Source organism: Streptomyces sp. NPDC050658 (assembly GCF_044457025.1).
GTDB lineage: Bacteria > Actinomycetota > Actinomycetes > Streptomycetales > Streptomycetaceae > Streptomyces.
The window spans coordinates 1403070-1425447 of sequence record NZ_JBITGM010000001.1; the positions used below are offsets into that span (position 1 = coordinate 1403070).

Genomic DNA, 22378 nt, shown 5'->3' on the forward strand with positions numbered 1-22378 from the left:
CCGCCCATCCTGAAGCACCCCCTCCGCATCCCGGGCGTGACCGTCCGATTATCGGTTCGTTGATCTGTACGAGGCTGCGAACGCGCGGCCGGATACGGGGGGGGAACGATGAGGGTGAGCCCGTACACACAGGAGCGGCTGGCCGAGGCAGCGAAGACTTCACAGAGCCTGTCGGAGGCACTGGGGAAGTTGGGGGTTGATCCCAAGAGTTCGCGGCGCAACTACATCCGCGAGCGGATGAAGAAAATGCGGATCGACACGTCGCACTTCGTGCGCGAGACCGGTGCTCGGTGGACGAGGGAAGTGCTGGAGCCTGCGGTGGCGGCATCGCAGAGTGTGAACGACGTGCTGCGGTATCTGGGGATCGAGCTCGTGGGCGGCCATCACACGAACATCAGCCGTCGCATCAAGGCCTACGGCATCGACACATCACACTTCACCCCTTCGACTCGCACCGGCGCCATGATGCGGGACATCCGCAGACGGCGCACACCTTCGGAGATCTTGGTCGCAGACTCCGCCAGCCGCGTACCCGGCGCCCGGCCCAAGCGGGCCATGACCGAGCTGGGCGTGGTCGAGCTGTGTGCGTTGTGCGGAACTGAACCGACGTGGCGAGGGCACCGGCTACCGCTCGAGGTAGACCACATGGACGGCAACTGGCGCAACAACCGGATCGAGAACCTGCGATTGCTGTGCCCCAACTGCCATTCGGCCACGGACAATTACCGCGGCCGCGCGAAGGGGCGGCAACTATGAGCGAATCAGTCCGCTACACCCGCGAGCTGCTCGCGGAGGCTGCTGAGAGCTGCTCGACCATCGATGAGGTCATCGCTGTCCTGGGTACGCAACCCTACGGGTACCTCCGCCGCTATCTGCTCAAGCGATTCGACCACTTCGGGATCGATGTATCGCACTTCGATCACTGCGGCAGGTTCACCAGACATCGGACACGGCCTGAGTCGGCCGTCCTGCGCAGAGCGGTGGCGGAGTCCAAGTCCGTGGCTGAGACACTCCGGCACCTCAAGCGGCCGGACAACCAATGCCAGCGAAGCATGCTGCGGGACTGGATCGCGGAGGAAGACATAGGCACGTCCCACTTTCTCGGCCAAGCGCACCAACGGGGCAAGCCAGGCACGCTCCCGAAGAAGACGGCTGCGAAGATCCTGGTCCAGCACGATGGTCAACGCCGCACCACGAGCGCTCTCCTACGCCGGGCTCTACGTGAAGTCGGCGTCCCTGAGCGCTGCGACGAGTGCGGGACCCCGCCCGAATGGAACGGACAGCCCATCACACTGGAGATCGACCACGTGACCGGCGACTGGAGCGACGACCGCCGCGAGAATCTGCGGCTGCTGTGCCCCAACTGCCATGCGGTCACCAGCACGTGGTGCAGAGGTGGCAACCGGAGGCAACGAGCAGCCCGGTAACTAAGCCCTCCGTCAGCCCCAGCCGCCTGCCCGGTACGATGGCAGGCGGCTAGCGGCGGTGGCGCAACAGGCGACGCAGCAGACTTAGGATCTGTGGCCCTTGATCGGGCTTGAGGGTTCGAATCCCTTCCGCCGCACCAAAACGGCCTGCGAATCGACGGATCGATGCGCAGGCCGTTCCTATGCCCAGTCAGCCCAACAACTCCCGAACCACCGGCACCAGCGCCCGGAACGCCTTCCCCCGATGGCTGATCGCGTTCTTTTCCTCCGGGGAGAGCTCCGCGCACGTCCGCGTCTCGCCCTCCGGCTGGAGGATCGGGTCGTAGCCGAAGCCGTTCGTGCCGGACGGGGTGTGGCGCAGCACTCCCCTGAGTTGGCCCTCGACCACTCGCTCCGTGCCGTCCGGCAGGGCGAGGGCGGCGGCGCAGGCGAAGTGGGCGCCGCGGTGGGTGTCGGAGTCGATGTCGCCGAGCTGGGCCAGGAGGAGTTCCAGGTTGGCGCTGTCGTCACCGTGCTTGCCCGCCCAGCGGGCGGAGAAGATGCCGGGGGCGCCGCCGAGCACGTCGACGCAGAGGCCGGAGTCGTCGGCGACCGCGGGCAGGCCGGTGGCCTGGGCGAGTGCGTGGGCCTTGAGGAGGGCGTTCTCGGCGAAGGTGACGCCGGTTTCCCTGACGTCGGGGATCTCGGGGTAGGCGTCCGCGCCGACGAGGTCGTGAGGCAGACCTGCGTCGGCGAGGATCGACCTGAGTTCCGTGATCTTGCCGGTGTTGCGGGTGGCGAGGATGAGGCGGGTCATGCCCACCAGTATCCGCACCCGGTTTCCGCTACGGCGTGCAGACCTTGGTCAGTTCGCCGGAGGCGTCGACCACCGGAGAGATGTCCGGCGTGGCGTCGCCGTCCTTGATGGCCTGGCGGACGTTGTCCACGGCCTTGTCCACGTCGTCGACGGCCTTGTTGACGTCGGCGTCGTCGGTCTTGTCGCCGATCTCGTCGAGGTTCTTGCCGATGTCGTCGAGCGCCTTGTCGGCCTGCGTCGGGTCATCGGCCGCCTTCTCGACGGCCGTCTGCAGGTCGGTGACGCTCTCGGCGATGGCGTCGGCGGTCTGGACGCAGTCGAGCGCCTTGTTGACGGCGTCGCAGCCGACAAGCCCGACGCCCGCCGGCACGGCGATCAGGACGGCGGCGACGGCGGTGGCGATACGGCGGTGGCGCGCGGCCATGGTTCGGTCCCTCCCCAGGGGGTACGGACGGACGCACGGCTTGGCCCGCGCGCCCGTACTCGTTAGAACGCCCCCGAGGGGGCTGATGGTTGCCTGTCAGGTCCGTGACCCGTGCATTTACTTGATCACTTGCGGATCCCGGTCGCGTCGGGTCTGGGCCGGACCTTGTGGGTGACCCTACGGGGTGCAGGCCTTGGTGACCTTACGGGCCGCGGTCACCACGGGGCCGAGGTCCGGGGTCCTGTCGCCTTCGTCGACCGCTTCCTCGACGTTGTCCACGGCCTTCTTCATCTCGTCGACGGCGTCACGGATGTCCTGGTCGTCGTTCTTGTCGCGGATCTCGTCGAGGTCCGACTTGATGTTGCCGAAGGATTCGTCGGCCTTCTCCGGGTAGAGGGCCGCCTCCTGGGCGGCCTTGCGCAGCGCGTCGGCGCTGTCGGAGACCGCGTCGGCCGCGCGGACGCAGTCCACGGCGTCGCCCGGCTCGCAGGCGGCGAGCCCCAGCGCTCCTGGGACGACGAGCAGGGTCGTGACGGTGGCGACGACGAGACGGCGGTGACGCACGGCCATGGGTGAAGCCCTCCCGGGACACGGGTGAGCGCGCGGCCTAGCCCGCGCGCCCGTCGTATCCGTGAACGCCGCCGGGGATCAGAGGGTTGACCGGCCGCCGTCAACGGGCGGCGCGGGCAACGTGATTCAGCCGTTCTGGAGCGTCGCCTCGAGCGCCTGGCGCTGCAGGGCGGCGAGTTCGTCGCAGCCGGCGACCGCGAGGTCGAGCAGCGCGTTCAGTTCCTTGCGGTCGAACGGCTCGGCCTCGGCGGTGCCCTGGACCTCGACGAAGCGGCCGTCGCCGGTGCACACGACGTTCATGTCGGTGTCGGCCTTCACGTCCTCCTCGTAGCGCAGGTCGAGCATCGGTACGCCGCCGACGATGCCGACGGAGACGGCGCTGACGGTGTCGGTGAGCGGCTTGCGGCCGTGCTTGATCAGCTTCTTGCCCTGGGCCCAGGCGACGGCGTCGGCGAGGGCGACGTACGCGCCGGTGATGGCGGCGGTGCGGGTGCCGCCGTCGGCCTGGAGGACGTCGCAGTCCAGGACGATGGTGTTCTCGCCGAGCGCCTTGTAGTCGATGACGGCGCGCAGCGAGCGGCCGATGAGCCGGCTGATCTCGTGCGTACGGCCGCCGATCTTGCCGCGTACGGACTCGCGGTCGCCGCGGGTGTTGGTGGAGCGCGGCAGCATCGAGTACTCGGCGGTGACCCAGCCCTCGCCGCTGCCCTTGCGCCAGCGCGGCACGCCCTCGGTGACCGAGGCGGTGCAGAAGACCTTGGTGTCGCCGAAGGAGATGAGGACCGAGCCCTCGGCGTGCTTGCTCCAGCCGCGTTCGATGGTGATCGGGCGGAGCTGTTCGGGGGTGCGGCCGTCGATGCGGGGCGTAGAGGACATGGGGCTGAGCCTATCCGGACATGGCTGAGGGGCCCTTCCCCCTGGTCGGGTCATGGTCGGGGAAGGGCCCCTCGGCGGCAGTTCAGGAACTCAGGGTTCAGGAACTCACATCATGTCTTCGATGTCCGCGGCGATCGGGTCCGCGTCCGTGCCGATGACGACCTGGACGGCCGTACCCATTTTGACGACACCGTGGGCGCCGGCGGCCTTCAGGGCGGCGTCGTCGACCTTGCTCGGGTCGTGGACCTCGGTGCGGAGGCGGGTGATGCAGCCCTCGACCTCTTCGATGTTGTCGATGCCGCCGAGCCCGGCAACGATCTTCTCAGCCTTGCTGGCCATGGTGTTCTCCCTGTTCTTAAGGACGCGGCCTCACCACACCGTAGGTCCGCTTTGTCACGGTAACGCACGGTTGGAGCATCTTCGCGGGCGGTTACGGCAGTCGTGCCCAATGATGACGATCAAGGTGTCGCCCCCGCTCGGGACGCCACCTCCGCCCGTTCCGCAACTGGTCTACACCAGTTTTCAACGACCGCCAAACCTGGCTTTGTTCCGGGAGGACGCCCATGAGCGCGAACGCTGCCGCAGTACCCCGGCCGAGCCCCTGGAACAACTTCTTCCAGGGGCTCCAGAAAATGGGGCGCAGCCTGCAGTTGCCCATCGCCGTGCTCCCCGCAGCGGGCATCGTCAACCGCCTCGGCCAGCCCGACGTGTTCGGTGACGACGGCCTCGGCTGGACCGATGTCGCCAAGGTGTTCGCGGGCGCGGGCGGCGCCCTGCTCGACGCCGACCTGGGGCTTCCGCTGCTGTTCTGCATCGGCGTCGCGATCGGCATGGCCAAGAAGGCGGACGGCTCGACGGCGCTCGCGGCGGTGGCCGGCTTCCTCGTCTACCGGGGCGTGCTGCACCAGTTCCCGGTGGACTGCGCCGACGGGGCGAAGGCGGTGGCGACGGGCTGTCAGGCGGCGGACAACACCGTCACCGCCTTCACGTACCAGAACCCGGGCGTCTTCGGCGGCATCATCATGGGCCTGCTCGCGTCGTTCTTCTGGGTCCGCTTCCACCGCACCAAGCTGGTCTCCTGGCTCGGCTTCTTCAACGGCCGCCGGCTCGTCCCGATCATCATGGCGTTCATCGGCATCGTCTTCGCGGCGCTGTGCCTGTGGATCTGGCCGCCGATCGGTGACGGCCTGGAGAGCTTCTCCAACTGGCTGCAGGACCTGGGCGCCTGGGGCTCGGGCATCTTCGGCGTCGCCAACCGCGCGCTGCTGGTGATCGGCCTGCACCAGTTCCTGAACGTCCCGCTGTGGTTCCAGTTCGGCTCGTACACCAAGCCGGACGGCACCACCGTGCACGGCGACATCAACATGTTCCTCAGCGGGGACCCGAGCGCCGGCATCTACCAGACCGGCTTCTTCCCGATCATGATGTTCGCCCTGCCCGCGGCCTGCCTCGCGATGTACCACTGCGCGCGGCCCGAGCGGCGCAAGGCGGTCGGCGGCATGATGGTCTCGCTGGCGCTGACCTCGTTCGTCACGGGCATCACCGAGCCGATCGAGTACTCCTTCGTCTTCATCGCGCCCCTGCTGTACGCGGTGCACGCGGTGCTCACCGGCGTCTCGATGGCGGTCACCTGGGGCCTGGGCGTCAAGGACGGCTTCAGCTTCTCCGCGGGCCTCATCGACTACGTGATCAACTGGGGCCTGGCCACCAAGCCATGGCTGATCATTCCGATCGGTCTGTGCTTCGCGGTGGTGTACTACGTCATCTTCCGCTTCGCGATCACCAAGTTCGACCTGAAGACCCCGGGACGCGAGCCGGAGGACGAGGTCGAGGACATCACCAAGGCCTGACCACCGGCTCACCAAGGCCCTCGGACCCACGGTCCGGGGGCCTTTCGCCTGCCTTCCCGGGGTCTATTCCCGTTCATTTCGCGTTATGGCCGACCCCACAAACCTCGTGGGTTCCTTACGTCACCTTCACCGTGCTACAACAGGTCTACACCACTACTGGTGTAGACCACGCGGCCGTCCCGCCGCGGCCCCCGGAGACGCCGCCGTCCCCCACTTCCATGTCCCCAGGCGGCGCCTTGCCCACTGGAGGAAGTTGTGTCCACGGCCAGTGCCGCCCCCGCGGCCGACAAGAAGAAGGGCGCCGGCGCGATGGCTGTCATGCAGCGCATCGGCCGCAGCCTGATGCTGCCGGTCGCCGTGCTGCCCGCAGGTGCCCTGCTCATCCGCCTCGGCCAGCCCGACATGCTGGGGCGCGAGTCCTTCCCTGAGTTCATCACCAAGATCGCCACCTTCATGGCGGCCGGTGGCAGCGCGATCATCGACAACATGGCGCTGCTGTTCGCCGTCGGCATCGCGATCGGCTTCGCCAAGAAGTCCGACGGCTCGACCGCCCTCGCGGCCGTCACCGGCTACCTGGTGTTCCAGAAGGTGCTCGGCACCTTCACGGACAAGAACCTGCCGAAGGTCGCCACCGCCGTCGACGGCAAGGTCGTCATGGTGGACGCACCCGTGGACGCCAAGGTCCTCGGCGGTGTGGTCATGGGCATCGTCGTGGCACTGCTGTACCAGAAGTTCTACCGGACGAAGCTGCCCGACTGGGCGGGCTTCTTCGGCGGCCGCCGCCTGGTCCCGATCCTCTCCGCCTTCGCGGGTCTGTTCATCGGCATCATCTTCGGCTACATCTGGCCGGTCCTCGGCACGGGTCTGCACAACTTCGGCGAGTGGCTCGTCGGTTCCGGCGCCGTGGGCGCGGGCATCTTCGGTGTCGTCAACCGCGCGCTGATCCCCGTCGGCATGCACCACCTGCTGAACTCCTTCCCGTGGTTCCAGGCCGGTTCGTACGAGGGCAAGAGCGGTGACATCGCCCGCTTCCTCCAGGGCGACCCGTCCGCGGGACAGTTCATGACCGGCTTCTTCCCGATCATGATGTTCGCCCTCCCGGCGGCCTGCCTCGCGATCGTGCACTGCGCCCGCCCCGAGCGCCGCAAGGTCGTCGGCGGCATGATGTTCTCGCTCGCGCTCACCGCGTTCGTGACCGGTGTGACCGAGCCGATCGAGTTCACCTTCATGTTCATCGCTCCGGTCCTGTACGCGGTCCACGCGGTGCTCACCGGTATCTCCATGGCCCTGACCTGGGCCCTCGGCATGAAGGACGGCTTCGGCTTCTCGGCCGGTGCGATCGACTTCTTCCTCAACCTGGGCATCGCGACCAAGCCCTGGATGCTCGTCCTCGTCGGCCTCTGCTTCGCCGCGGTCTACTACGCGGTGTTCCGCTTCGCGATCACCAAGTGGAACCTGCCGACGCCGGGCCGCGAGTCCGACGAGGAGCTGGCCGAGCTCCTGAAGGCCGAGTCGAAGTAGCACGCCTCGCTCGACGCAGAGGGCCCCGCACCGTCTCCACGGTGCGGGGCCCTCGCTGTCCCTGAGGACCGGCCTAGATCTCGTACGACCTGCCCGGCGCCGCGATCTCCGTCGGGCCGTCGTACACCGCCCGTGCGTCCGCCAGGTTCACCTGCGGGTCCGTCCACGGCGGGATGTGCGTGAGCAGCAGCCGCCGGGCGCCCGCACGCCGGGCCGAGTCGCCCGCCTCGCGGCCGTTGAGGTGCAGGTCGGGGATGTTCTCCTTGCCGTGCGTGAAGGCCGCCTCGCAGAGGAACAGATCGGTGTCGTGAGCGAGTTCGTCCAGGCCGTCGCAGGGGCCGGTGTCTCCCGAGTACGTCAGGGACGTACCGCCGTGTTCGACACGGATGCCGTACGCCTCCACGGGGTGCCGCATCTTCTCCGTGCGGACCGTGAAGGGGCCGATGTCGAAGGAGGCCGGCTTGACCGTGTGGAAGTCGAAGACCTCGCTCATCGAGGAGGCCGACGGCGTGTCCGCGTACGCCGTCGTCAGGCGCTGTTCCGTGCCCTCCGGGCCGTAGACCGGGATGGGGGCGCAGCGGCCGCCCTCGTGGCGGTAGTAGCGCGCCACGAAATAGGCGCACATGTCGATGCAGTGGTCGGCGTGCAGATGGCTGAGGAAGATCGCGTCGAGGTCGTAGAGACCGACATGGCGCTGCAGCTCGCCCAGGGCGCCATTGCCCATGTCGAGCAGCAGCCGGAAGCCGTCGGCCTCGACGAGGTAGCTCGAGCAGGCCGAGTCCGCGGAGGGAAACGACCCCGAGCAGCCGACGACGGTGAGCTTCATGGAGCTGGAACCTCCGGGGGCGAAACGGGGGTTGTGCGGGGGCGTGCGGGAGGGAGACCGCGCGGGGTCCGTCAGTCCTCCGAACCCTCGAAGAGCCTTCGAACCCTCGAACCTTCGATCCGTCGAGCGTAAGGCGCAAAAGTGCCGGTCGCTCCTCCGTCGCGGGCCGTTGTGGGGGAACTCACCTGCGCTGTCACCGGTTCGGGGGGCTCACGGGGGCGGAGCGCGGGAGCGGGTGGGCGCCGGTACCGTCAGCGGTATGGATACGTCATGGTGGCTCGCGCTCGGCGCTGTGGTGGTGCTTGCCGTGGTCGCCGTGCTGGTGGACGGCTGGGGTCGCGGGCCGCGCGGGCGGACCACGGCGACGCGGCCGCGCGGGGCCCGCGGGCCGATGCCCGGGCCGCGGCCCGCGGAGATCTGGTGGGCGCGGGTGCCGTACGAGGACGGGCCCGGCGGCAAGGACCGGCCGTGCCTGGTGCTCTCCGTGCGGGGCGAGACGGCGGTGGTCGCGAAGATCACCAGCAAGTACCACGACGAGCGGCCCGGGGTGATCCCGCTGCCGCCCGGCTCGGTCGGGGACACGCACGGCCGCCCCAGCTTCCTGGAGACGGACGAGCTGAGGGACGTACCCGTGTGGGAGTTCCGCAGACGAGCCGGCGTCGTGGATCCGACGCTGTGGGACCAGGTGCGGTACCTGGCGGGGTAGGCGATTCCCCGCCCCCGCCCCCGTCCTGGCTGAGGCATGTCGCGGCTCCGCCGAGTTCGTCCTCGAACGCCGGACGGGCTGGAAGATTCAGCACGTCCGGCGTCCGGCGTTCGAGGAGCGAGGTCTGGGGCGGAGCCCGTCACACGGCGGAGCCGCGGAATGTCACGCCCAGAACCTGCGCGGCAGGGTCACCCCCAGAGCTAGCCCCGCGGAGTCACGCCCAGAGCTGGCCCTGGAGGGTCTCGATGGCCGCCTCTGTGGTCGGGGCCGTGTAGACGCCCGTCGAGAGGTACTTCCAGCCGCCGTCCGCGACCACGAAGACGATGTCCGCCGTCTCCCCCGCCGCCACGGCCTTCTTGCCGACGCCGATCGCGGCGTGCAGCGCGGCGCCCGTGGAGACACCCGCGAAGATCCCCTCCTGCTGGAGCAGCTCGCGCGTACGCGTCACCGCGTCCGCCGAGCCGACCGAGAAGCGGGTCGTCAGGACCGAGGCGTCGTACAGCTCGGGGACGAAGCCCTCGTCCAGGTTGCGCAGGCCGTAGACCAGGTCGTCGTAGCGCGGCTCCGCCGCGACGATCTTGATGTCCGGCTTCTGCTCGCGCAGATAGCGGCCCACGCCCATCAGCGTGCCCGTCGTGCCGAGCCCCGCCACGAAGTGGGTGACGGAGGGGAGGTCCGCGAGGATCTCCGGGCCCGTCGTCGCGTAGTGCGCCCCCGCGTTGTCCGGGTTCCCGTACTGGTAGAGCATCACCCAGTCCGGGTGCTCCGCCGCCAGCTCCTTCGCGACCCGGACGGCGGTGTTGGAGCCGCCCGCCGCGGGGGACGAGATGATCTCCGCGCCCCACATGGCGAGCAGGTCGCGCCGCTCCTGCGAGGTGTTCTCCGGCATGACGCACACGATGCGGTAGCCCTTGAGCTTCGCCGCCATCGCCAGCGAGATGCCGGTGTTGCCGGAGGTCGGCTCCAGGATCGTGCAGCCGGGCGTCAACCGGCCGTCCTTCTCGGCCTGTTCCACCATGTGGAGCGCCGGGCGGTCCTTGATGGAACCGGTCGGGTTACGGTCCTCCAGCTTCGCCCAGATGCGGACGTCGTCGGAGGGGGAGAGCCGCGGCAGGCGGACGAGGGGCGTATTGCCCACCGCCGCCAGCGGGGAGTCGTAGCGGGGCATCCGGGATCAGACCATGCCGCCGGCCACGGCCGGCAGGATCGTGACGTTGTCGCCGTCGGTGAGCTTGGTGGAGATGCCGTCCAGGAAGCGGACGTCCTCGTCGTTCAGGTACACGTTCACGAAGCGGCGCAGTTTGTCGCCGTCCACGATGCGCTCGGCGATGCCCGCGTGCCGCGAGTCGAGGTCGGCGAAGAGCGCGGCAAGGGTGTCCCCGCTGCCCTCGACGGCCTTGGCGCCGTCGGTGTAGGTGCGGAGGATGGTCGGGATGCGGACCTCGATGGCCATGGCTGGGGCTCCTGTCGGAAGAAGTCACGTGGGTGGGCGCGCGGCGGCCCGGTCGTGCGGGTGCGTCAGTGCGGGTGCTTCGGTGCGGGTGCGTATGTGCGGGTGCCCGGTACGCACGGGTGCGCCGCGGCTCACGGCCGTACGGCGGCAGCGGTCAGCGCGAACAGATCGCGCTCGAGAGCCTGCACAAATCGACGTGCAGACGCGCAACGAGCAGCATGCCCGGCATCTTGTCGCTCACGTCGTGGGGAACCATGCGGTCATCGTATCGATTCCCGGTCCGGGTTCTGGAATGTGATCTCACATCGCGGACGATTTACGTCCATCACGTGGATGCCGGGCCGTCGGCGCCCGTGGCCGGCAGTCCGCGCGACGGCAGATACGTCACCGTCGGCGCCCCCGTCGCCGGATGCACCGCCACCTCCGCCGCCACCCCGTACACCTCCGCGAGCAGCTGGCCGGTCAGGACCTCCTTCGGGGCGCCCGACGCGGCCAGGCGGCCGTCCCGCAGGACGTACAGACGGTCGCAGTAGTACGCCGCCAGATTGAGGTCGTGCAGGGCCAGCAGATTCGTCGTGCCCAGATCGCGGACCAGGCCGAGGATCTCCAGCTGGTGGCGGATGTCCAGGTGATTGGTCGGCTCGTCCAGGACGACCACGGCCGGATCCTGCACCAACGCCCTTGCCACCAGGGCGCGTTGCCGCTCGCCGCCGGAGAGACGGGCGAACGTGCGGTGGGCGAGGCCGTCCGCGCCGACCCGGCGCAGCGCCGCGTCGACCAGTCGATCGTCCCGCGCCGTGTCCGCCTCCCAGAAGCGCTTGTGCGGGGAGCGGCCCATCGCGACGATCTGCCGGACGGTGAGCTCGAATCCGCCCTGGCCGTCCTGCGGGACCGTGGCGATCTTGCGGGCCCGTTCCTTCGCCGACCGGCCCGCCAGGTCGTCGCCGTCCAGGAGGACGCGGCCGCCGGTGGGCGCGAGGGTGCCGTACACGCAGCGCAGCAGGGTCGTCTTGCCGCTGCCGTTGGGGCCGACGATGCCGATGGTCTCGCCATCGGCGGCGTGCAGGGTGACGTCGTCGACGAGGAGGCGGCCGCCCGGCCCCGGTACCCGGTAGGAGAGGTTCTCCGTACGCAGGACGGTCATATGACGGCCTCCCCGCTCCGGCTCCCGCGCAGCAGCCACAGGAAGAACGGGCCGCCGGTCAGCGCCGTGAGCACCCCCACCGGGATGTCCTGCGGTGCGGCGACCGTGCGTGCCGCGAGGTCCGCCGCCACCAGGAACACCGCGCCCATCAGCGCCGCCACCGGAAGCAGCGCGCGATGCGCGGCGCCGACCAGCATCCGGGCGGCGTGCGGCACCATCAGGCCGACGAAGCCGATCGCTCCGCTGTACGCGACGAGTACGCCGGTCAGCAGCGACGCCAGGACGAAGACGGCCGCCCGGAACCGGGCCGTGTCCAGGCCGAGCACCGTGGCGCCCTCCTCGCCGACGAGGAGCAGGTCCAGCGGGCGGGCCAGGGCGACGAGCAGCGCCGTGCCGACGAGCAGTACGCCCGCGGGCAGCGCCAGCATGTCCCAGCGGGCGCTGCCGAGCCCGCCGAGCGTCCAGTACAGGACTTCCTTGAGGTGGTCCGCGCTGTCCGCGGTGACCAGGATCAGGCTGGTCAGGGCGGAGAGGATGTACGAGACGGCGACTCCGGCGAGGATCAGCCGGCCGGTGGCGAAGTTTCCCCCCGCGCGGGCCAGGGCGTAGACGAGGGCCAGGGAGAACAGGGCCCCGGCGAAGGCTGCCGCCGGGATCGTGACGGTGGTGGCGAGGCCCGCGCCCAGGCCGAAGGCGCTGCCGAGGACGATCACCACCACGGCCCCGGCCGAGGCGCCGGAGGAGACACCCAGGAGGAAGGGGTCCGCCAGGGGGTTTCGCACCAGCGCCTGGAGGACCGTGCCTATGACGGCCAGGCCCGCGCCGACGACCGCGCCGAGCAGGACTCTGGGGAGTCTCACGTCCAGGACGATCGTGCGGAACGGGGAGGGGTCGGCTCCGCCGCCGAGGATCTCCAGGACGTCGGCCACGGGGATACGGACCGAGCCCAGGGCCAGTCCGGCGGTCGCCGCCGCCGCGAGGGCCAGGAGGAGCCCGGCGACGACCGCCCCGAAAGAGAACCTCACAGCTGGTCCGCCAGCTTCTTCACCGCCGCCGGTGCCCGCACCCCCGTCACCGCGTCCGACAGGGGCAGCACCGCGAAGCGCTTGTGCCTGATGGCGGGGACGTCCGCCAGGACCGGGTCGTCCAGAAGGCGGCGCTTCTTCTGGGCCACGGTCGTGCCGCCGTAGTCGAGGATCACGATCAGTTCCGGCCTGCGGTCGACGACCGACTCCCAGGAGGCGTCGCCGAAGGACCTGTCCAGGTCCTCGAAGACGTTGCGGCCGCCCGCACGCTTGATGATGTCGTTGCCGATCCCCCGGCCGCCCAGGGTGAACGCCGACTTGTCCCCGCTGTCGTACACGAAGACCGGGACGGGGTCGCGGTCCTTCGACCTGCCTTCCGTCGCGGCCAGTTCGCGCTTCGCCGCGCTCACCCACCGGTCCGCCCGCTCCCGCACCCCGAACGTGCTGCCGACCTCCCGCACCTCGCGGTACACGTCGTCCATCGACACCGGCCGCTTCGCGCAGCCCTCCACGTTGAGGCGGCTGTCGATGCCGGACTTGGCGAGTGCGGTGCGGCTGCGGCCCTCGCCCGCCTGGAAGGCGCTCGCGTAACCGCCGTAGACATAGTCGGGGTTCGCGGCCAGGAGCTTCTCGTAGGAGGGGTACTCCTTGGCGACGACCGGGATGTCCCCGTACGCCTTCGCGTACTTCGGGAGGACCTTGTCGTCCAGATAGGCCGTGCCCGCCATGCGGTCGGCGAGGCCCAGCTCCAGCATCACTTCCGTGGCGTGCTGGTTCATCGTCACGGCGCGCTTCGGGGGTGCGTCGTACGTCGTCTTCACGCCGCAGTTGGTGACGGTGTACGGGAATCCCGCGGCCTTCGGGCCCGCTCCGGAGCCGTCCTTCCCGGAGTCCGCGGACGACGAGCACGCGGCGAGCGGGACCAGCAGGGCCGCGGCGGTGAGCGCGCGCAGGCGGTGGGACATGGGCATGGACATGGGTATGGGCATGACCGGGCTTGCCTCCTCCAAGGGATTCCGCGTCCCTTGTATCCGTGGGAGAAGGCGGCAGGTCAGTTCCTGACTGACCCGCCCGGGGAGGGCGGGGTCACAGTGGCGGGACCGCGCCGGATTCGCACCGGCTTCCTGGGTCCTGCCGCCTCAAAGGTGAGGCTCAGTATGCCTGGACGACCTTCACCTCTTCTTCGGTGACCTCGCCCTCGACGATCCGGTACGAGCGGAACTGGAACTCGCCGGCGCCGTCGGTGTCCGCCGTGGAGACCAGGACGTAGTGCGCGCCGGGTTCGTTCGCATACGTGATGTCGGTGCGCGAGGGGTAGGCCTCGGTCGCCGTGTGCGAGTGGTAGACGATCACCGGCTCCTCGTCGCGGTCGTCCATCTCGCGGTAGAGCTTGAGCAGGTCGGTCGAGTCGAACTCGTAGAACGTGGGCGAGCGGGCCGCGTTCAGCATCGGGATGAACCGCTCGGGGCGTCCGCTGCCCGCGGGACCCGCGACCACGCCGCAGGCCTCGTCGGGGTGGTCCTGGCGCGCGTGCGCGACGATCTGGTCGTGGAGGGCCTGGGTCAGGGTCAGCATGGGAGCCAGGATAAGCAGAGGGGCCCACCCGTACCGAGGAGTGGTACGGGTGGGCCCACATGCTGGGACCGGGCCGCAGTCCGGCCCGCATCAGGCGAGCGTCAGGACTTGATCGCGTCCTGCGGCGCGGACTCGCCGCCGCCCGTCGCCTGACCGTTGCGCCTGTTCATGACCAGGTAGCCGACGCCCAGGATCAGCGCCCAGACCGGGGCCGCGTAGAGCGAGATGCGGGCGTCCTTGTCGATGCCCATCATCACGATCACCATGCCGATGAAGAGCAGCGCGAACCAGCTGGTGAACGGAGCTCCCGGCGCCCGGAAGGTCGACTTCGGCAGCTCGCCGCGGTCCGACTTGCGGCGGTACTTGATCTGGCAGACCAGGATCATGATCCAGGCCCACATGCCGGAGATGGTCGCGAAGGAGACGACGTAGTTGAACGCCTCGCCCGGCCACTGGTAGTTGATCCACACGCCGACGAGCATCAGCGCGGCGGAGAAGGTGGTGCCGACCAGCGGCAGGCCGTTCTTCGTGAGCTTGGTGAAGAACTGCGGGCCCTGGCCGTTCAGCGCCAGGTCGCGCAGCATGCGGCCGGTGGAGTACATGCCGGAGTTGCAGGACGAGAGCGCGGCCGTCAGGACGACGAAGTTGACGATCGCGGCGCCGACGCCGAGGCCCATCTTGTCGAAGGCGGCGACGAACGGGGAGACGCCCGGCACGAAGCTCGTCCACGGCACGACCGACAGGATCATGATCAGCGCGCCGACGTAGAAGACGGCGATGCGCCACGGCACGGTGTTGATGGCCTTGGGCAGGACGGTCTTCGGGTCCTTGGACTCGCCCGCGGTGACGCCGACCAGCTCGACGGCGAGGAAGGCGAACATCACGATCTGCAGCGTCATCAGCGTGGAGCCGATGCCGTTCGGGAAGAAGCCGCCCTGGTCCCACAGGTGGGTCACGGAGGCGGTGTCACCGGCGTCGGAGAAGCCGATGGTGAGGATGCCGGCGCAGATGAGGATCATGCCGATGATCGCGGTGACCTTGACCATCGAGAACCAGAACTCGAGCTCGCCGAAGAGCTTCACGGAGATCAGGTTGGCGCCGTACAGGATGACCGTGAAGATCAGCGCGTACGCCCATTGCGGAATGGAGTCATGTGTCCAGAACTGCATGTACTGGGCGGCCGCCGTGACTTCCGTGATGCCGGTGACGACCCAGAAGAGCCAGTACGTCCAGCCGGTCACGTAGCCGAAGAAGGGGCCGATGAACTCGCGCGCGTACTCCGAGAAGGAGCCCGACACCGCGCGGTACATGAGCAGCTCGCCCAGGGCGCGCATGATGAAGAAGATGACGAGGCCGGCGATGGCGTACGCCAGGATGAGGCTCGGACCGGCCTTGTGAATGGCCTTGCCCGCGCCGAGGAACAGGCCGGTGCCGATGGCACCGCCGATCGCGATCATCTGGATCTGCCGGGCTCCGAGCCCGCGCTGATAGCCCTCGCCGGACGTGCCGTCCGAACCGGCCTTTACGGCCTCATTGCCGTCGTGATGCTCTTCGACCTGCACTGAGGTCATGGTGACGCCTTTCTCCACGCTGATCCGTGCCCGCAGTCTGCGTATGGCCACGGATCAGGTCCTGATCCCCCCGGATATGGATGGAGTGCTACCGGCGGTCTGCCGGTCCGAGCGCCCTCGGCGACATGGGTGGCGTCACCGAGTGGTCGTGAAGATTTATCACGGCCGTGACAGTGATCGACTGAGCGGCGTGTGGCGCACACCACTGGAAGAAGCGGACAAAATTCCCTTGGTGTGGCATACGCGGGCATTGAAGTGACGCGATCGTTATCCGGATTTGAGGATCCGCTGAGCGAACACCTGTTAAAAGGTGCCGACTACATCGATTTCCGGCCGCGCGGTGCCGTCCTCGTCACACCGCCGACCGCACCGCCGACCGCACCGCCGACCGCACCGCCGGTCACACCAGCAACGTGCTGACCAGCGTTTCCTGCAGACCACCCAGCCACAAATAGGCCATCACCATCGGTTTGCGCGGATCGGAGTCCGGCAGCTGATAGAGGAGGTCCGTGTCCTCCTCGTCGGTGACCTCGAGGCGAGCGCCGATCGCGAGCCGCAGGTCGTTGAGGGCGCCGAGCCAGTGCCGGGACTCCTCCGCGGACAGCTTCAGGACGGCCCCGCCGTCGCCCGCCGCCGTCATGGAGTCCAGGGAACGGATCACGGCCAGGGCGTCGTCGCGCTTCTTGGCCCGCAGGTCGTTCTCGGTGAAGCGCCTGAACTCCGCGGAGTACGCCCGCAGTTCGTCGCCGTCGTCCTTCTCGCTGCCCGGACCGCCGTATGCGTCGGGAAGCAGCCGCTGCAGCACCGGATCGGTCGGCGGCTCGCTGGGGCCCTCCGCGAACAGCTCGGCGAGCGGGTCGTCGGAGGCGTCCTCGGCCGGGCCCGGACCGATCAGCTCCAGGAGCTGGACGGCGAGGGAACGGATGATCGAGATCTCGACCTCGTCGAGCGCGACGGCGGCGCCGCCCCCGGGGATCGCTTCGAATTGTCCTGGCATCAGATGCGTCGCTGCTTCCGGTCCACTGCTGCTGTCGGCCTGCTGTCTGCGGTCCTGCTGGGGAGGACCGCTACTTGCGGTCCTGCTGGAGGGTGGCCCACAGCCCGTATCCGTGCATGGCCTGCACGTCGCGCTCCATCTCCTCGCGCGTGCCGGTGGACACGACGGCCCGGCCCTTGTGGTGCACATCCATCATCAGCTTCGTGGCCTTGTCCTTCGAGTACCCGAAGTACGTCTGGAACACGTACGTCACGTAGCTCATCAGGTTGACCGGGTCGTTGTGCACGAGCGTGATCCAGGGGACGTCCGGTTCGGGGACGGCGAACGTCTCTTCGTCCGATTCCGGGCGTGTGATCTCTGCGGGAGCCGTACTCACTTGACCCATGCTGCCACCCGTAGGGGGGCCTCGCACAAATGGGCCCAGGAAATCGTCAGAGTGACGAGATGCGGGGTAGCATCCCTCATATGAACACAGCGGACCTTGGGCTGCCGGTGGATGTTCCGTCGACGGCGCTCTTCACCGACCACTACGAGCTGACGATGCTGCAGGCCGCGCTGAAGGCCGGCACCGCCGACCGGCGCTCCGTCTTCGAGGTCTTCACCCGCAGACTGCCCGAGGGGCGGCGCTATGGAGTGGTGGCCGGAACCGGCCGGGTCCTGGACGCCGTGGAGAACTTCCGCTTCGACGCGGACGTCATCGGCTTCCTGCGCGAGCGGCGCGTCGTCGACGAGGAGACCCTGCAGTGGCTCGCCTCGTACCGCTTCCGCGGTGACATCTGGGGCTACCCGGAGGGCGAGGTCTACTTCCCCGGCTCGCCGGTGCTGCGCGTCGAGGGCTCCTTCGCCGAGTGCGTGCTCCTGGAGACGGTGATCCTCTCCATCCTCAACCACGACTCGGCGATCGCGGCCGCCGCCTCCCGGATGGCCTCGGCCGCCGGTGAGCGCCCGCTGATCGAGATGGGCGCACGGCGTACGCACGAGCTGGCCGCCGTCGCCGCCTCGCGTGCCGCGTACGTCGGAGGCTTCACCACCACATCCGACCTGGCGGCCGGCTTCCGCTACGACATCCCCACGGTCGGCACGTCCGCGCACGCCTTCACCCTGCTGCACGACAACGAACGCGACGCCTTCGAGGCCCAGGTCGCCTCGCTCGGCCCCGGCACGACGCTGCTCGTCGACACGTACGACGTGACCGAGGCCGTCCGCACGGCCGTCGAGGTCGCCGGGCCCGATCTTGGCGCGGTCCGCATCGACTCGGGCGACCTGCTCCTGGTCGCGCACCGGGTGCGTCAGCAGCTGGACGAGCTGGGCGCCACGAAGACCAAGATCGTGGTCACCTCCGACCTCGACGAGTACGCCATCGCCTCGCTCGCCGCGGCGCCGGTGGACGCGTACGGCGTGGGCACCCAGCTGGTCACCGGGTCCGGGCACCCGACCTGCTCGATGGTCTACAAACTGGTGGCCCGCGCGCACTCCGCGGACCCCAAGGCCCCACTGGAGCCGGTGGCCAAGAAGTCGTCGGGCGGCAAGACGTCGATCGGCGGCCGCAAGTGGGCCGCGCGGCGGCCCGACGAGCACGGGGTCGCCGAGGCCGAGGTGATCGGCACCGGACCGGTGCCGGTGGAGCTCGCCGACCACCAGCTCCTCGTCGAGCTGGTCAAGGGCGGCGAGGTGGTGGCCCGCGAGCCGCTGGACGCGGTCCGCGACCGGCACGCGGCGGCCCGCGCCCGCCTTCCGCTCTCGGCCACGCAGCTGTCGAAGGGCGAGGCGGTCATTCCCACGGAGTACGTCTGACCGCCGCGGAGTACGTTCGGCGCCTCGTACGCCGGGGCAGCCGAACGCCCCCTCCCGCAACGGAACGGAAGTCTCTACGCTCGGTTCATCCGGCCGAGTCCCCGCACCTACCAGCCAGCCCTGCCGACCGAAGGACACCCGATGCGCCGCGCTCTGATCGTCGTCGATGTGCAGAACGACTTCTGCGAGGGCGGCAGCCTCGCGGTCGCCGGGGGCGCCGACGTGGCCGCCGCCATCACCGAGCTGATCGGCCAGGCCCCGGCGGGCTACCGCCACGTGGTGGCCACCCGCGACCACCACATCGAGCCGGGCGACCACTTCTCCGAGCACCCGGACTACGTCCGCTCCTGGCCCCGGCACTGCGTGGCGGGGACGGAGGGCGTCGGCTTCCACCCGAACTTCGCGCCGGTCGTCGCCTCCGGGGCGATCGAAGCGGTCTTCGACAAGGGGGCCTACACGGCCGCCTACAGCGGTTTCGAGGGCGTCGACGAGAACGACGTCCCGCTGGCGGACTGGCTGCGGGCCCGGCAGATCACCGAGGTGGACGTGGTGGGCATCGCCACGGACCACTGCGTACGGGCCACGGCCCTGGACGCGGCCCGCGAGGGCTTCCACACGGTGGTCCTCCTGGACCTCACGGCGGGCGTCTCGAAGGAGACGACCGAGCGGGCGCTGGAGGAGCTGCGGGAGGCGGGGGTGGAGCTGACCGGGAAGCCGGTCGTCTAGCCTCCCGGCGGCTTGTCACACCTCCGACGGCCGGAACCCCGGTCTCTGCCGCATCAGGGCTCTGATGGGGTGCCACAGCTCCTCGGCGCCGTCCGGCGCCGTACGCCATATCAACCCGTCGGGATGATGAAGGACCGCCGTGATCTCATCCGGAGTAGGCGGCTCCGCGTTGCCGCGGAGATAGACCGCGCGCAGGCCCAGGTTCCGCAGCCGCGTCAGCGCCCTGGCCCGGTTCACCGCGTGCACGATGATGCGGACGTTGCCGCCGCCCGCCGACGGGCTCGGCAGTGTCATGGCCACCACCACGGTGCCGTTCGGCAGCCTGCTGAAACCTCCTGCGGACATGGCTGATCACACCCCCGTGAGACATCGCACGGAGCCCCTGGCCGGACCCCGCGTCAATAAGAAATCCACAGCACGCACCTAAACACGATCGGCCGCCGCCCGCTAGAGGGCGACGGCCGATCATGGTTTGACCTGCGAAAACGCGAACTACTTCACCGAGGGAGCCACCTGGACCGTGATCGAGGAGCCATCCTTCGGCTGCTTGACGATCTTGATCTGGGTGTTGGTGTCAGTGACCTTCACGCTTCCCGTGGGGTTCTCCTTGAACCAGTAGGTGCCCTTGTGGTCGTCGAAGACCGGGACGCCCTTCTGGGACTTGATCTTCAGCGCCACGTCCGCGTTGTGGAGCGTGAACGCGGCCGTCCCGTACTTGGAGAACGGCGCGTCGAACGGCTGGATCTTGTTGCGGAGCAACGTGCCGTCCGCCCACTTCAGCGGCTTGGCGTGCGCGTCCACCGGCAGGATCAGACCCTGGCCGGGGTGCGTGCTGACGTTGTTGTCCTTCTGCGAGGTGTCCCACTGCCAGACCATCAGGCCGGTCTGGTACGCGTAGTGCTCGACCCAGTCCGGACGGGTCTTGGAGAAGCCGAAGTTGTACGGGCCGACCTTCAGGGTCTTGTCGTACGACACGTACTGGCGGTTCTCCGCGAGGTAGTACTGGTCGTAGTCCTTGGTGAAGGACTCGCCGATGCGCGAAAAGCCCTTGGCCGTCCAGCCGTTGTCGTCGCCCTCGGCGCCGTCCTCGAAGACCTTCGCGCCGTCCGCCGTCACGGCGAGGTTGTCGGCGGCGAAGCCCTTGCCACCGGCGCCGCCGTCCGTCGCGTACCGGAAACGGATGTCGATCTTGTTGCCGGCGTACGCGTCGAGCGGGAAGACCAGCTTCTTGTACGCGCCCGAGGGACCCGTCAACGCGGGCTTGTCACCGGCGTCGCGCGGGATGGCCTTGCCGTCCGCGGTGCCGTCCACGGGCGTGTAGTTGGCGCCGCCGTCCGTCGAGACCTCGGTGTAGAGCCAGTCGTAGTTGGCCTCGATGTCCCACCAACCGTCGAGCGTCAGCTCGGCCTTGGTCTTGCCGGTCAGGTCGACCGACCGGGTCAGGGTGTTCTTGAGGTCGTCGCCCTGGTCGCTCCACCACTGCTTGGAGCCCTCGGTGGGCTTCACGACCGTGGTGGTGACCTTCTTCTTGGGCAGCTCGACGACGAGCGCCTGCTTGTTCCTGGTGTTGTACTCCGCGACACCCAGCTTGTGCGTCGACTTGGTCGCCGCCTTCGCCTTGGCGTAGTCGAGCCAGCCCAGCTGGAACTTGTCCCAGGCGGTCATGTCGCCGGGCAGGTCACCGATGGCGTCCTTGCCGGTGCCGAGCCAGGAACCGGCCGACATCAACGACCAGAAGCCGACCGAGTTCTCGGCCTTGCCCGTGGTGTCGTACAGGTCCGGCAGACCGAGGTCGTGGCCGTACTCGTGGGCGAAGACGCCGAGGCCGCCGTTCTCCGGCTGCATCGTGTAGTCGCCGACCCAGATGCCCGAGTCGCCGATCTGCGTGCCGCCCGCCTTGTTGTCGGCCGGACCGGTCTTGCCCGCGTCGTTGCCGTACGCGTACCAGCGGTGCGCCCAGAGGGCGTTCTTGCCCTCGGCGCCGCCGCCGGCCGACTCGTCCTCGCCGGCGTGCACGATCTGGAAGTGGTCGATGTACCCGTCGGGCTCGTTGAAGTTGCCGTCGCCGTCGAAGTCGTAGCGGTCCCACAGGTCGTACTTGGCGAGGTCGGCCTTGATCTGGGCGTCCGTGCGGCCCTGGGCCTTCTGGTCCTTGGTCCAGGCGGTGACGCCGTCCTTCACCGCGTCCCAGACGTTGGCGCAGTTGGTGTCGCCGCAGTAATTGGAGCCGTAGCGCGCCTCGTTGTAGTCGACCTTGACCCAGTCGGAGACCTCGCCGTCGACCGAGTACCGGCCGGAGGAGGTCTTCTCGTAGTAGGTCTTGAGGGAGTGCTTGGTCTTGCCGTCCGCGTCCTTGCCCTCACCGAAGTAGAGGTCCTGGAAGTGCTTCTGGTTGTAGTCCTTCTGCCAGGCCGTGCTGTTGTCCTTGGCACGGTCCGGCTCGGCTATCTTGTTGTGCGCCGGGCCCGGCTTGCCGCCGTACTTCTTGACCGGCGCCTCGGGGCCGTCGGGACCGTCGGGGTCGTACATGGTGGTGTCGTCCACCTTGTCCCCGAACTCCACCAGGATCGTGAAGATCTTGTCGGTCTTCTCCCGGCCGAGCTCGACGTACTTCTTGTCGTCGAGCTTCACGACCTGGGAGCCGTCGCGCTTCTGGACCTTGGCGTCGCCCGCGATGACCTGCTCCAGGGCCGCCTCGCGCTGCTTGGCCTGCTCCTTGCTGAACGGCCCTTCGAGGTCGTGGTCGACCTGAGCCTTGGCCCTGCCCGGGTCCTGCCGGTCGATGGCCGGCGCACCCGATGCCTGATCGCCGTCCTCGGCCGATGCGGTGGCGGCCGAGAACGTGGCGGCTGCTGCGGCCATCGCCACTGCGGCCGCGGTGGCTCTGAACGTCCGTCTTCTGACTGTCACTTGATGCTGTCCTCCCCCGCGTCCGCGCGGGGGCGGACGAATCCCGGTCGGAGGAGGTCCGCGCGCGATACGCGTCACAAGTGACGACATTCGACCGGAGATGCCAGAGAAAAGACAGACCTTGACTTGAACAGGCCAAGTGCACTATGCAGGCGCGGAGATCCGCTATGCGGACATGCGCGGACTC

Annotated in this window: 25 protein-coding genes, 1 tRNA gene and 1 riboswitch; of the genes, 8 read left to right on the top strand and 18 right to left on the bottom strand. The window is 68.8% G+C overall.

Annotation, left to right across the window (positions count from 1 at the left end; genetic code table 11):
* Nucleotides 1-108: 108 nt before the first annotated feature.
* The 3 genes from ACIBKX_RS06240 (at nucleotide 109) to ACIBKX_RS06250 (ending at nucleotide 1567) form a co-directional block, all read left to right on the top strand.
* Nucleotides 109-756 carry an HNH endonuclease signature motif containing protein gene (locus tag ACIBKX_RS06240; RefSeq protein WP_363271953.1) on the top strand — a complete coding sequence of 216 codons (648 nt, stop codon included), beginning with the start codon at nucleotides 109-111 and terminating at the stop codon, nucleotides 754-756.
* Nucleotides 753-1427 (top strand): HNH endonuclease, encoded by a 675-nt coding sequence (locus tag ACIBKX_RS06245; protein ID WP_399375651.1) that lies wholly within the window; start codon nucleotides 753-755, stop codon nucleotides 1425-1427. Before ACIBKX_RS06240 ends, ACIBKX_RS06245 begins: the two co-directional genes overlap by 4 nt.
* Nucleotides 1428-1479: 52 nt before the next feature.
* A tRNA-Leu gene (locus ACIBKX_RS06250) sits at nucleotides 1480-1567 on the top strand.
* 50 nt (nucleotides 1568-1617) lie between these two features.
* Here ACIBKX_RS06250 and rdgB read toward each other — a convergent pair.
* From rdgB to ACIBKX_RS06275, 5 genes are all read right to left on the bottom strand, one after another.
* Nucleotides 1618-2223: an RdgB/HAM1 family non-canonical purine NTP pyrophosphatase gene (gene rdgB / locus ACIBKX_RS06255; protein WP_363271955.1), complete on the bottom strand. Its 606-nt coding sequence runs from the start codon at nucleotides 2221-2223 to the stop codon at nucleotides 1618-1620.
* A gap of 28 nt (nucleotides 2224-2251) precedes the next feature.
* Nucleotides 2252-2647 (bottom strand): hypothetical protein, encoded by a 396-nt coding sequence (locus ACIBKX_RS06260; protein ID WP_363271956.1) that lies wholly within the window; start codon nucleotides 2645-2647, stop codon nucleotides 2252-2254.
* A 177-nt stretch (nucleotides 2648-2824) separates the two neighbouring features.
* A complete protein-coding gene (locus ACIBKX_RS06265; RefSeq protein WP_363271957.1) occupies nucleotides 2825-3217 on the bottom strand; it encodes a hypothetical protein in 393 nt (130 codons plus the stop codon).
* Nucleotides 3218-3343: 126 nt separating this feature from the next.
* Nucleotides 3344-4093, bottom strand: coding sequence for a ribonuclease PH (rph, locus tag ACIBKX_RS06270; RefSeq protein WP_363271958.1), 750 nt, complete (start codon nucleotides 4091-4093; stop codon nucleotides 3344-3346).
* A 105-nt stretch (nucleotides 4094-4198) separates the two neighbouring features.
* Nucleotides 4199-4432, bottom strand: coding sequence for a PTS glucose/sucrose transporter subunit IIB (locus tag ACIBKX_RS06275; protein WP_363271959.1), 234 nt, complete (start codon nucleotides 4430-4432; stop codon nucleotides 4199-4201).
* Nucleotides 4433-4656: 224 nt separating this feature from the next.
* Here ACIBKX_RS06275 and ACIBKX_RS06280 point away from each other — a divergent pair, with 224 nt between their 5' ends.
* Together ACIBKX_RS06280 and ACIBKX_RS06285 are read left to right on the top strand one after the other, a co-directional pair.
* Nucleotides 4657-5943 carry a PTS transporter subunit EIIC gene (locus ACIBKX_RS06280; protein WP_363271960.1) on the top strand — a complete coding sequence of 429 codons (1287 nt, stop codon included), beginning with the start codon at nucleotides 4657-4659 and terminating at the stop codon, nucleotides 5941-5943.
* A gap of 255 nt (nucleotides 5944-6198) precedes the next feature.
* Complete coding sequence (locus tag ACIBKX_RS06285; protein ID WP_363271961.1) at nucleotides 6199-7464, top strand: PTS transporter subunit EIIC; 1266 nt, start codon at nucleotides 6199-6201, stop codon at nucleotides 7462-7464.
* Between the two features lie 73 nt (nucleotides 7465-7537).
* Here the strand turns inward: ACIBKX_RS06285 and ACIBKX_RS06290 are convergent, their stop codons facing one another.
* Complete coding sequence (locus ACIBKX_RS06290; RefSeq protein WP_363271962.1) at nucleotides 7538-8290, bottom strand: MBL fold metallo-hydrolase; 753 nt, start codon at nucleotides 8288-8290, stop codon at nucleotides 7538-7540.
* A 259-nt stretch (nucleotides 8291-8549) separates the two neighbouring features.
* Here ACIBKX_RS06290 and ACIBKX_RS06295 point away from each other — a divergent pair, with 259 nt between their 5' ends.
* Entirely contained in the window at nucleotides 8550-8996 is a 447-nt protein-coding gene (locus tag ACIBKX_RS06295; RefSeq protein ID WP_363271963.1) for a type II toxin-antitoxin system PemK/MazF family toxin, read from the top strand.
* A gap of 214 nt (nucleotides 8997-9210) precedes the next feature.
* Here the strand turns inward: ACIBKX_RS06295 and ACIBKX_RS06300 are convergent, their stop codons facing one another.
* The 10 genes from ACIBKX_RS06300 to clpS form a co-directional block, all read right to left on the bottom strand.
* Entirely contained in the window at nucleotides 9211-10164 is a 954-nt protein-coding gene (locus ACIBKX_RS06300) for a cysteine synthase (protein WP_363271964.1), read from the bottom strand.
* A 6-nt stretch (nucleotides 10165-10170) separates the two neighbouring features.
* Nucleotides 10171-10449, bottom strand: a complete 279-nt coding sequence (locus ACIBKX_RS06305) for a MoaD/ThiS family protein (protein ID WP_363271965.1) — start codon at nucleotides 10447-10449, stop codon at nucleotides 10171-10173.
* A gap of 154 nt (nucleotides 10450-10603) precedes the next feature.
* A complete protein-coding gene (locus tag ACIBKX_RS06310; protein ID WP_336605789.1) occupies nucleotides 10604-10705 on the bottom strand; it encodes a putative leader peptide in 102 nt (33 codons plus the stop codon).
* A gap of 69 nt (nucleotides 10706-10774) precedes the next feature.
* Nucleotides 10775-11593 carry an ABC transporter ATP-binding protein gene (locus tag ACIBKX_RS06315; RefSeq protein ID WP_363271966.1) on the bottom strand — a complete coding sequence of 273 codons (819 nt, stop codon included), beginning with the start codon at nucleotides 11591-11593 and terminating at the stop codon, nucleotides 10775-10777.
* Nucleotides 11590-12618 (bottom strand): iron ABC transporter permease, encoded by a 1029-nt coding sequence (locus ACIBKX_RS06320; protein ID WP_363271967.1) that lies wholly within the window; start codon nucleotides 12616-12618, stop codon nucleotides 11590-11592. Before ACIBKX_RS06320 ends, ACIBKX_RS06315 begins: the two co-directional genes overlap by 4 nt.
* Nucleotides 12615-13583 (bottom strand): ABC transporter substrate-binding protein, encoded by a 969-nt coding sequence (locus ACIBKX_RS06325; protein WP_363272057.1) that lies wholly within the window; start codon nucleotides 13581-13583, stop codon nucleotides 12615-12617. The genes ACIBKX_RS06320 and ACIBKX_RS06325 overlap by 4 nt, the downstream gene beginning before the upstream one ends.
* A gap of 66 nt (nucleotides 13584-13649) precedes the next feature.
* Nucleotides 13650-13807, bottom strand: a riboswitch (cobalamin riboswitch).
* A complete protein-coding gene (locus tag ACIBKX_RS06330) occupies nucleotides 13771-14193 on the bottom strand; it encodes a M67 family metallopeptidase (protein WP_363271968.1) in 423 nt (140 codons plus the stop codon). (Overlaps the previous riboswitch by 37 nt.)
* A 101-nt stretch (nucleotides 14194-14294) precedes the next feature.
* Entirely contained in the window at nucleotides 14295-15764 is a 1470-nt protein-coding gene (locus ACIBKX_RS06335; RefSeq protein ID WP_363271969.1) for an amino acid permease, read from the bottom strand.
* 400 nt (nucleotides 15765-16164) lie between these two features.
* Complete coding sequence (locus tag ACIBKX_RS06340; RefSeq protein WP_363271970.1) at nucleotides 16165-16761, bottom strand: DUF2017 domain-containing protein; 597 nt, start codon at nucleotides 16759-16761, stop codon at nucleotides 16165-16167.
* A 70-nt stretch (nucleotides 16762-16831) separates the two neighbouring features.
* Complete coding sequence (gene clpS, locus ACIBKX_RS06345; RefSeq protein ID WP_363271971.1) at nucleotides 16832-17146, bottom strand: ATP-dependent Clp protease adapter ClpS; 315 nt, start codon at nucleotides 17144-17146, stop codon at nucleotides 16832-16834.
* A gap of 80 nt (nucleotides 17147-17226) precedes the next feature.
* Here clpS and ACIBKX_RS06350 point away from each other — a divergent pair, with 80 nt between their 5' ends.
* Both ACIBKX_RS06350 and ACIBKX_RS06355 read left to right on the top strand, forming a co-directional pair.
* A complete protein-coding gene (locus tag ACIBKX_RS06350; RefSeq protein ID WP_363271972.1) occupies nucleotides 17227-18555 on the top strand; it encodes a nicotinate phosphoribosyltransferase in 1329 nt (442 codons plus the stop codon).
* A gap of 141 nt (nucleotides 18556-18696) precedes the next feature.
* A complete protein-coding gene (locus ACIBKX_RS06355; protein ID WP_363271973.1) occupies nucleotides 18697-19281 on the top strand; it encodes an isochorismatase family protein in 585 nt (194 codons plus the stop codon).
* A 15-nt stretch (nucleotides 19282-19296) separates the two neighbouring features.
* On the opposite strand, the gene ACIBKX_RS06360 is transcribed toward ACIBKX_RS06355, so the two are convergent.
* A complete protein-coding gene (locus ACIBKX_RS06360) occupies nucleotides 19297-19626 on the bottom strand; it encodes a hypothetical protein (RefSeq protein ID WP_363271974.1) in 330 nt (109 codons plus the stop codon).
* A 147-nt stretch (nucleotides 19627-19773) separates the two neighbouring features.
* A complete protein-coding gene (locus tag ACIBKX_RS06365; protein WP_363271975.1) occupies nucleotides 19774-22191 on the bottom strand; it encodes an immune inhibitor A domain-containing protein in 2418 nt (805 codons plus the stop codon).
* Nucleotides 22192-22378 lie beyond the last annotated feature (187 nt).

Coding starts and splice junctions, on each gene's coding strand:
- ACIBKX_RS06315 (WP_363271966.1), bottom strand. CDS start 11,593: ATGACCGTCCTGCGTACGGAGAACCTCTCCTACCGGGTACCGGGGCCG.
- ACIBKX_RS06265 (WP_363271957.1), bottom strand. CDS start 3,217: ATGGCCGTGCGTCACCGCCGTCTCGTCGTCGCCACCGTCACGACCCTG.
- ACIBKX_RS06280 (WP_363271960.1), top strand. CDS start 4,657: ATGAGCGCGAACGCTGCCGCAGTACCCCGGCCGAGCCCCTGGAACAAC.
- ACIBKX_RS06245 (WP_399375651.1), top strand. CDS start 753: ATGAGCGAATCAGTCCGCTACACCCGCGAGCTGCTCGCGGAGGCTGCT.
- ACIBKX_RS06330 (WP_363271968.1), bottom strand. CDS start 14,193: ATGCTGACCCTGACCCAGGCCCTCCACGACCAGATCGTCGCGCACGCG.
- ACIBKX_RS06300 (WP_363271964.1), bottom strand. CDS start 10,164: ATGCCCCGCTACGACTCCCCGCTGGCGGCGGTGGGCAATACGCCCCTC.
- ACIBKX_RS06335 (WP_363271969.1), bottom strand. CDS start 15,764: ATGACCTCAGTGCAGGTCGAAGAGCATCACGACGGCAATGAGGCCGTA.
- ACIBKX_RS06240 (WP_363271953.1), top strand. CDS start 109: ATGAGGGTGAGCCCGTACACACAGGAGCGGCTGGCCGAGGCAGCGAAG.
- ACIBKX_RS06305 (WP_363271965.1), bottom strand. CDS start 10,449: ATGGCCATCGAGGTCCGCATCCCGACCATCCTCCGCACCTACACCGAC.
- ACIBKX_RS06295 (WP_363271963.1), top strand. CDS start 8,550: ATGGATACGTCATGGTGGCTCGCGCTCGGCGCTGTGGTGGTGCTTGCC.
- ACIBKX_RS06350 (WP_363271972.1), top strand. CDS start 17,227: ATGAACACAGCGGACCTTGGGCTGCCGGTGGATGTTCCGTCGACGGCG.
- ACIBKX_RS06340 (WP_363271970.1), bottom strand. CDS start 16,761: ATGCCAGGACAATTCGAAGCGATCCCCGGGGGCGGCGCCGCCGTCGCG.
- ACIBKX_RS06325 (WP_363272057.1), bottom strand. CDS start 13,583: ATGTCCCACCGCCTGCGCGCGCTCACCGCCGCGGCCCTGCTGGTCCCG.
- ACIBKX_RS06355 (WP_363271973.1), top strand. CDS start 18,697: ATGCGCCGCGCTCTGATCGTCGTCGATGTGCAGAACGACTTCTGCGAG.
- rph (WP_363271958.1), bottom strand. CDS start 4,093: ATGTCCTCTACGCCCCGCATCGACGGCCGCACCCCCGAACAGCTCCGC.
- ACIBKX_RS06290 (WP_363271962.1), bottom strand. CDS start 8,290: ATGAAGCTCACCGTCGTCGGCTGCTCGGGGTCGTTTCCCTCCGCGGAC.
- ACIBKX_RS06260 (WP_363271956.1), bottom strand. CDS start 2,647: ATGGCCGCGCGCCACCGCCGTATCGCCACCGCCGTCGCCGCCGTCCTG.
- ACIBKX_RS06360 (WP_363271974.1), bottom strand. CDS start 19,626: ATGTCCGCAGGAGGTTTCAGCAGGCTGCCGAACGGCACCGTGGTGGTG.
- clpS (WP_363271971.1), bottom strand. CDS start 17,146: ATGGGTCAAGTGAGTACGGCTCCCGCAGAGATCACACGCCCGGAATCG.
- ACIBKX_RS06310 (WP_336605789.1), bottom strand. CDS start 10,705: ATGGTTCCCCACGACGTGAGCGACAAGATGCCGGGCATGCTGCTCGTT.
- rdgB (WP_363271955.1), bottom strand. CDS start 2,223: ATGACCCGCCTCATCCTCGCCACCCGCAACACCGGCAAGATCACGGAA.
- ACIBKX_RS06275 (WP_363271959.1), bottom strand. CDS start 4,432: ATGGCCAGCAAGGCTGAGAAGATCGTTGCCGGGCTCGGCGGCATCGAC.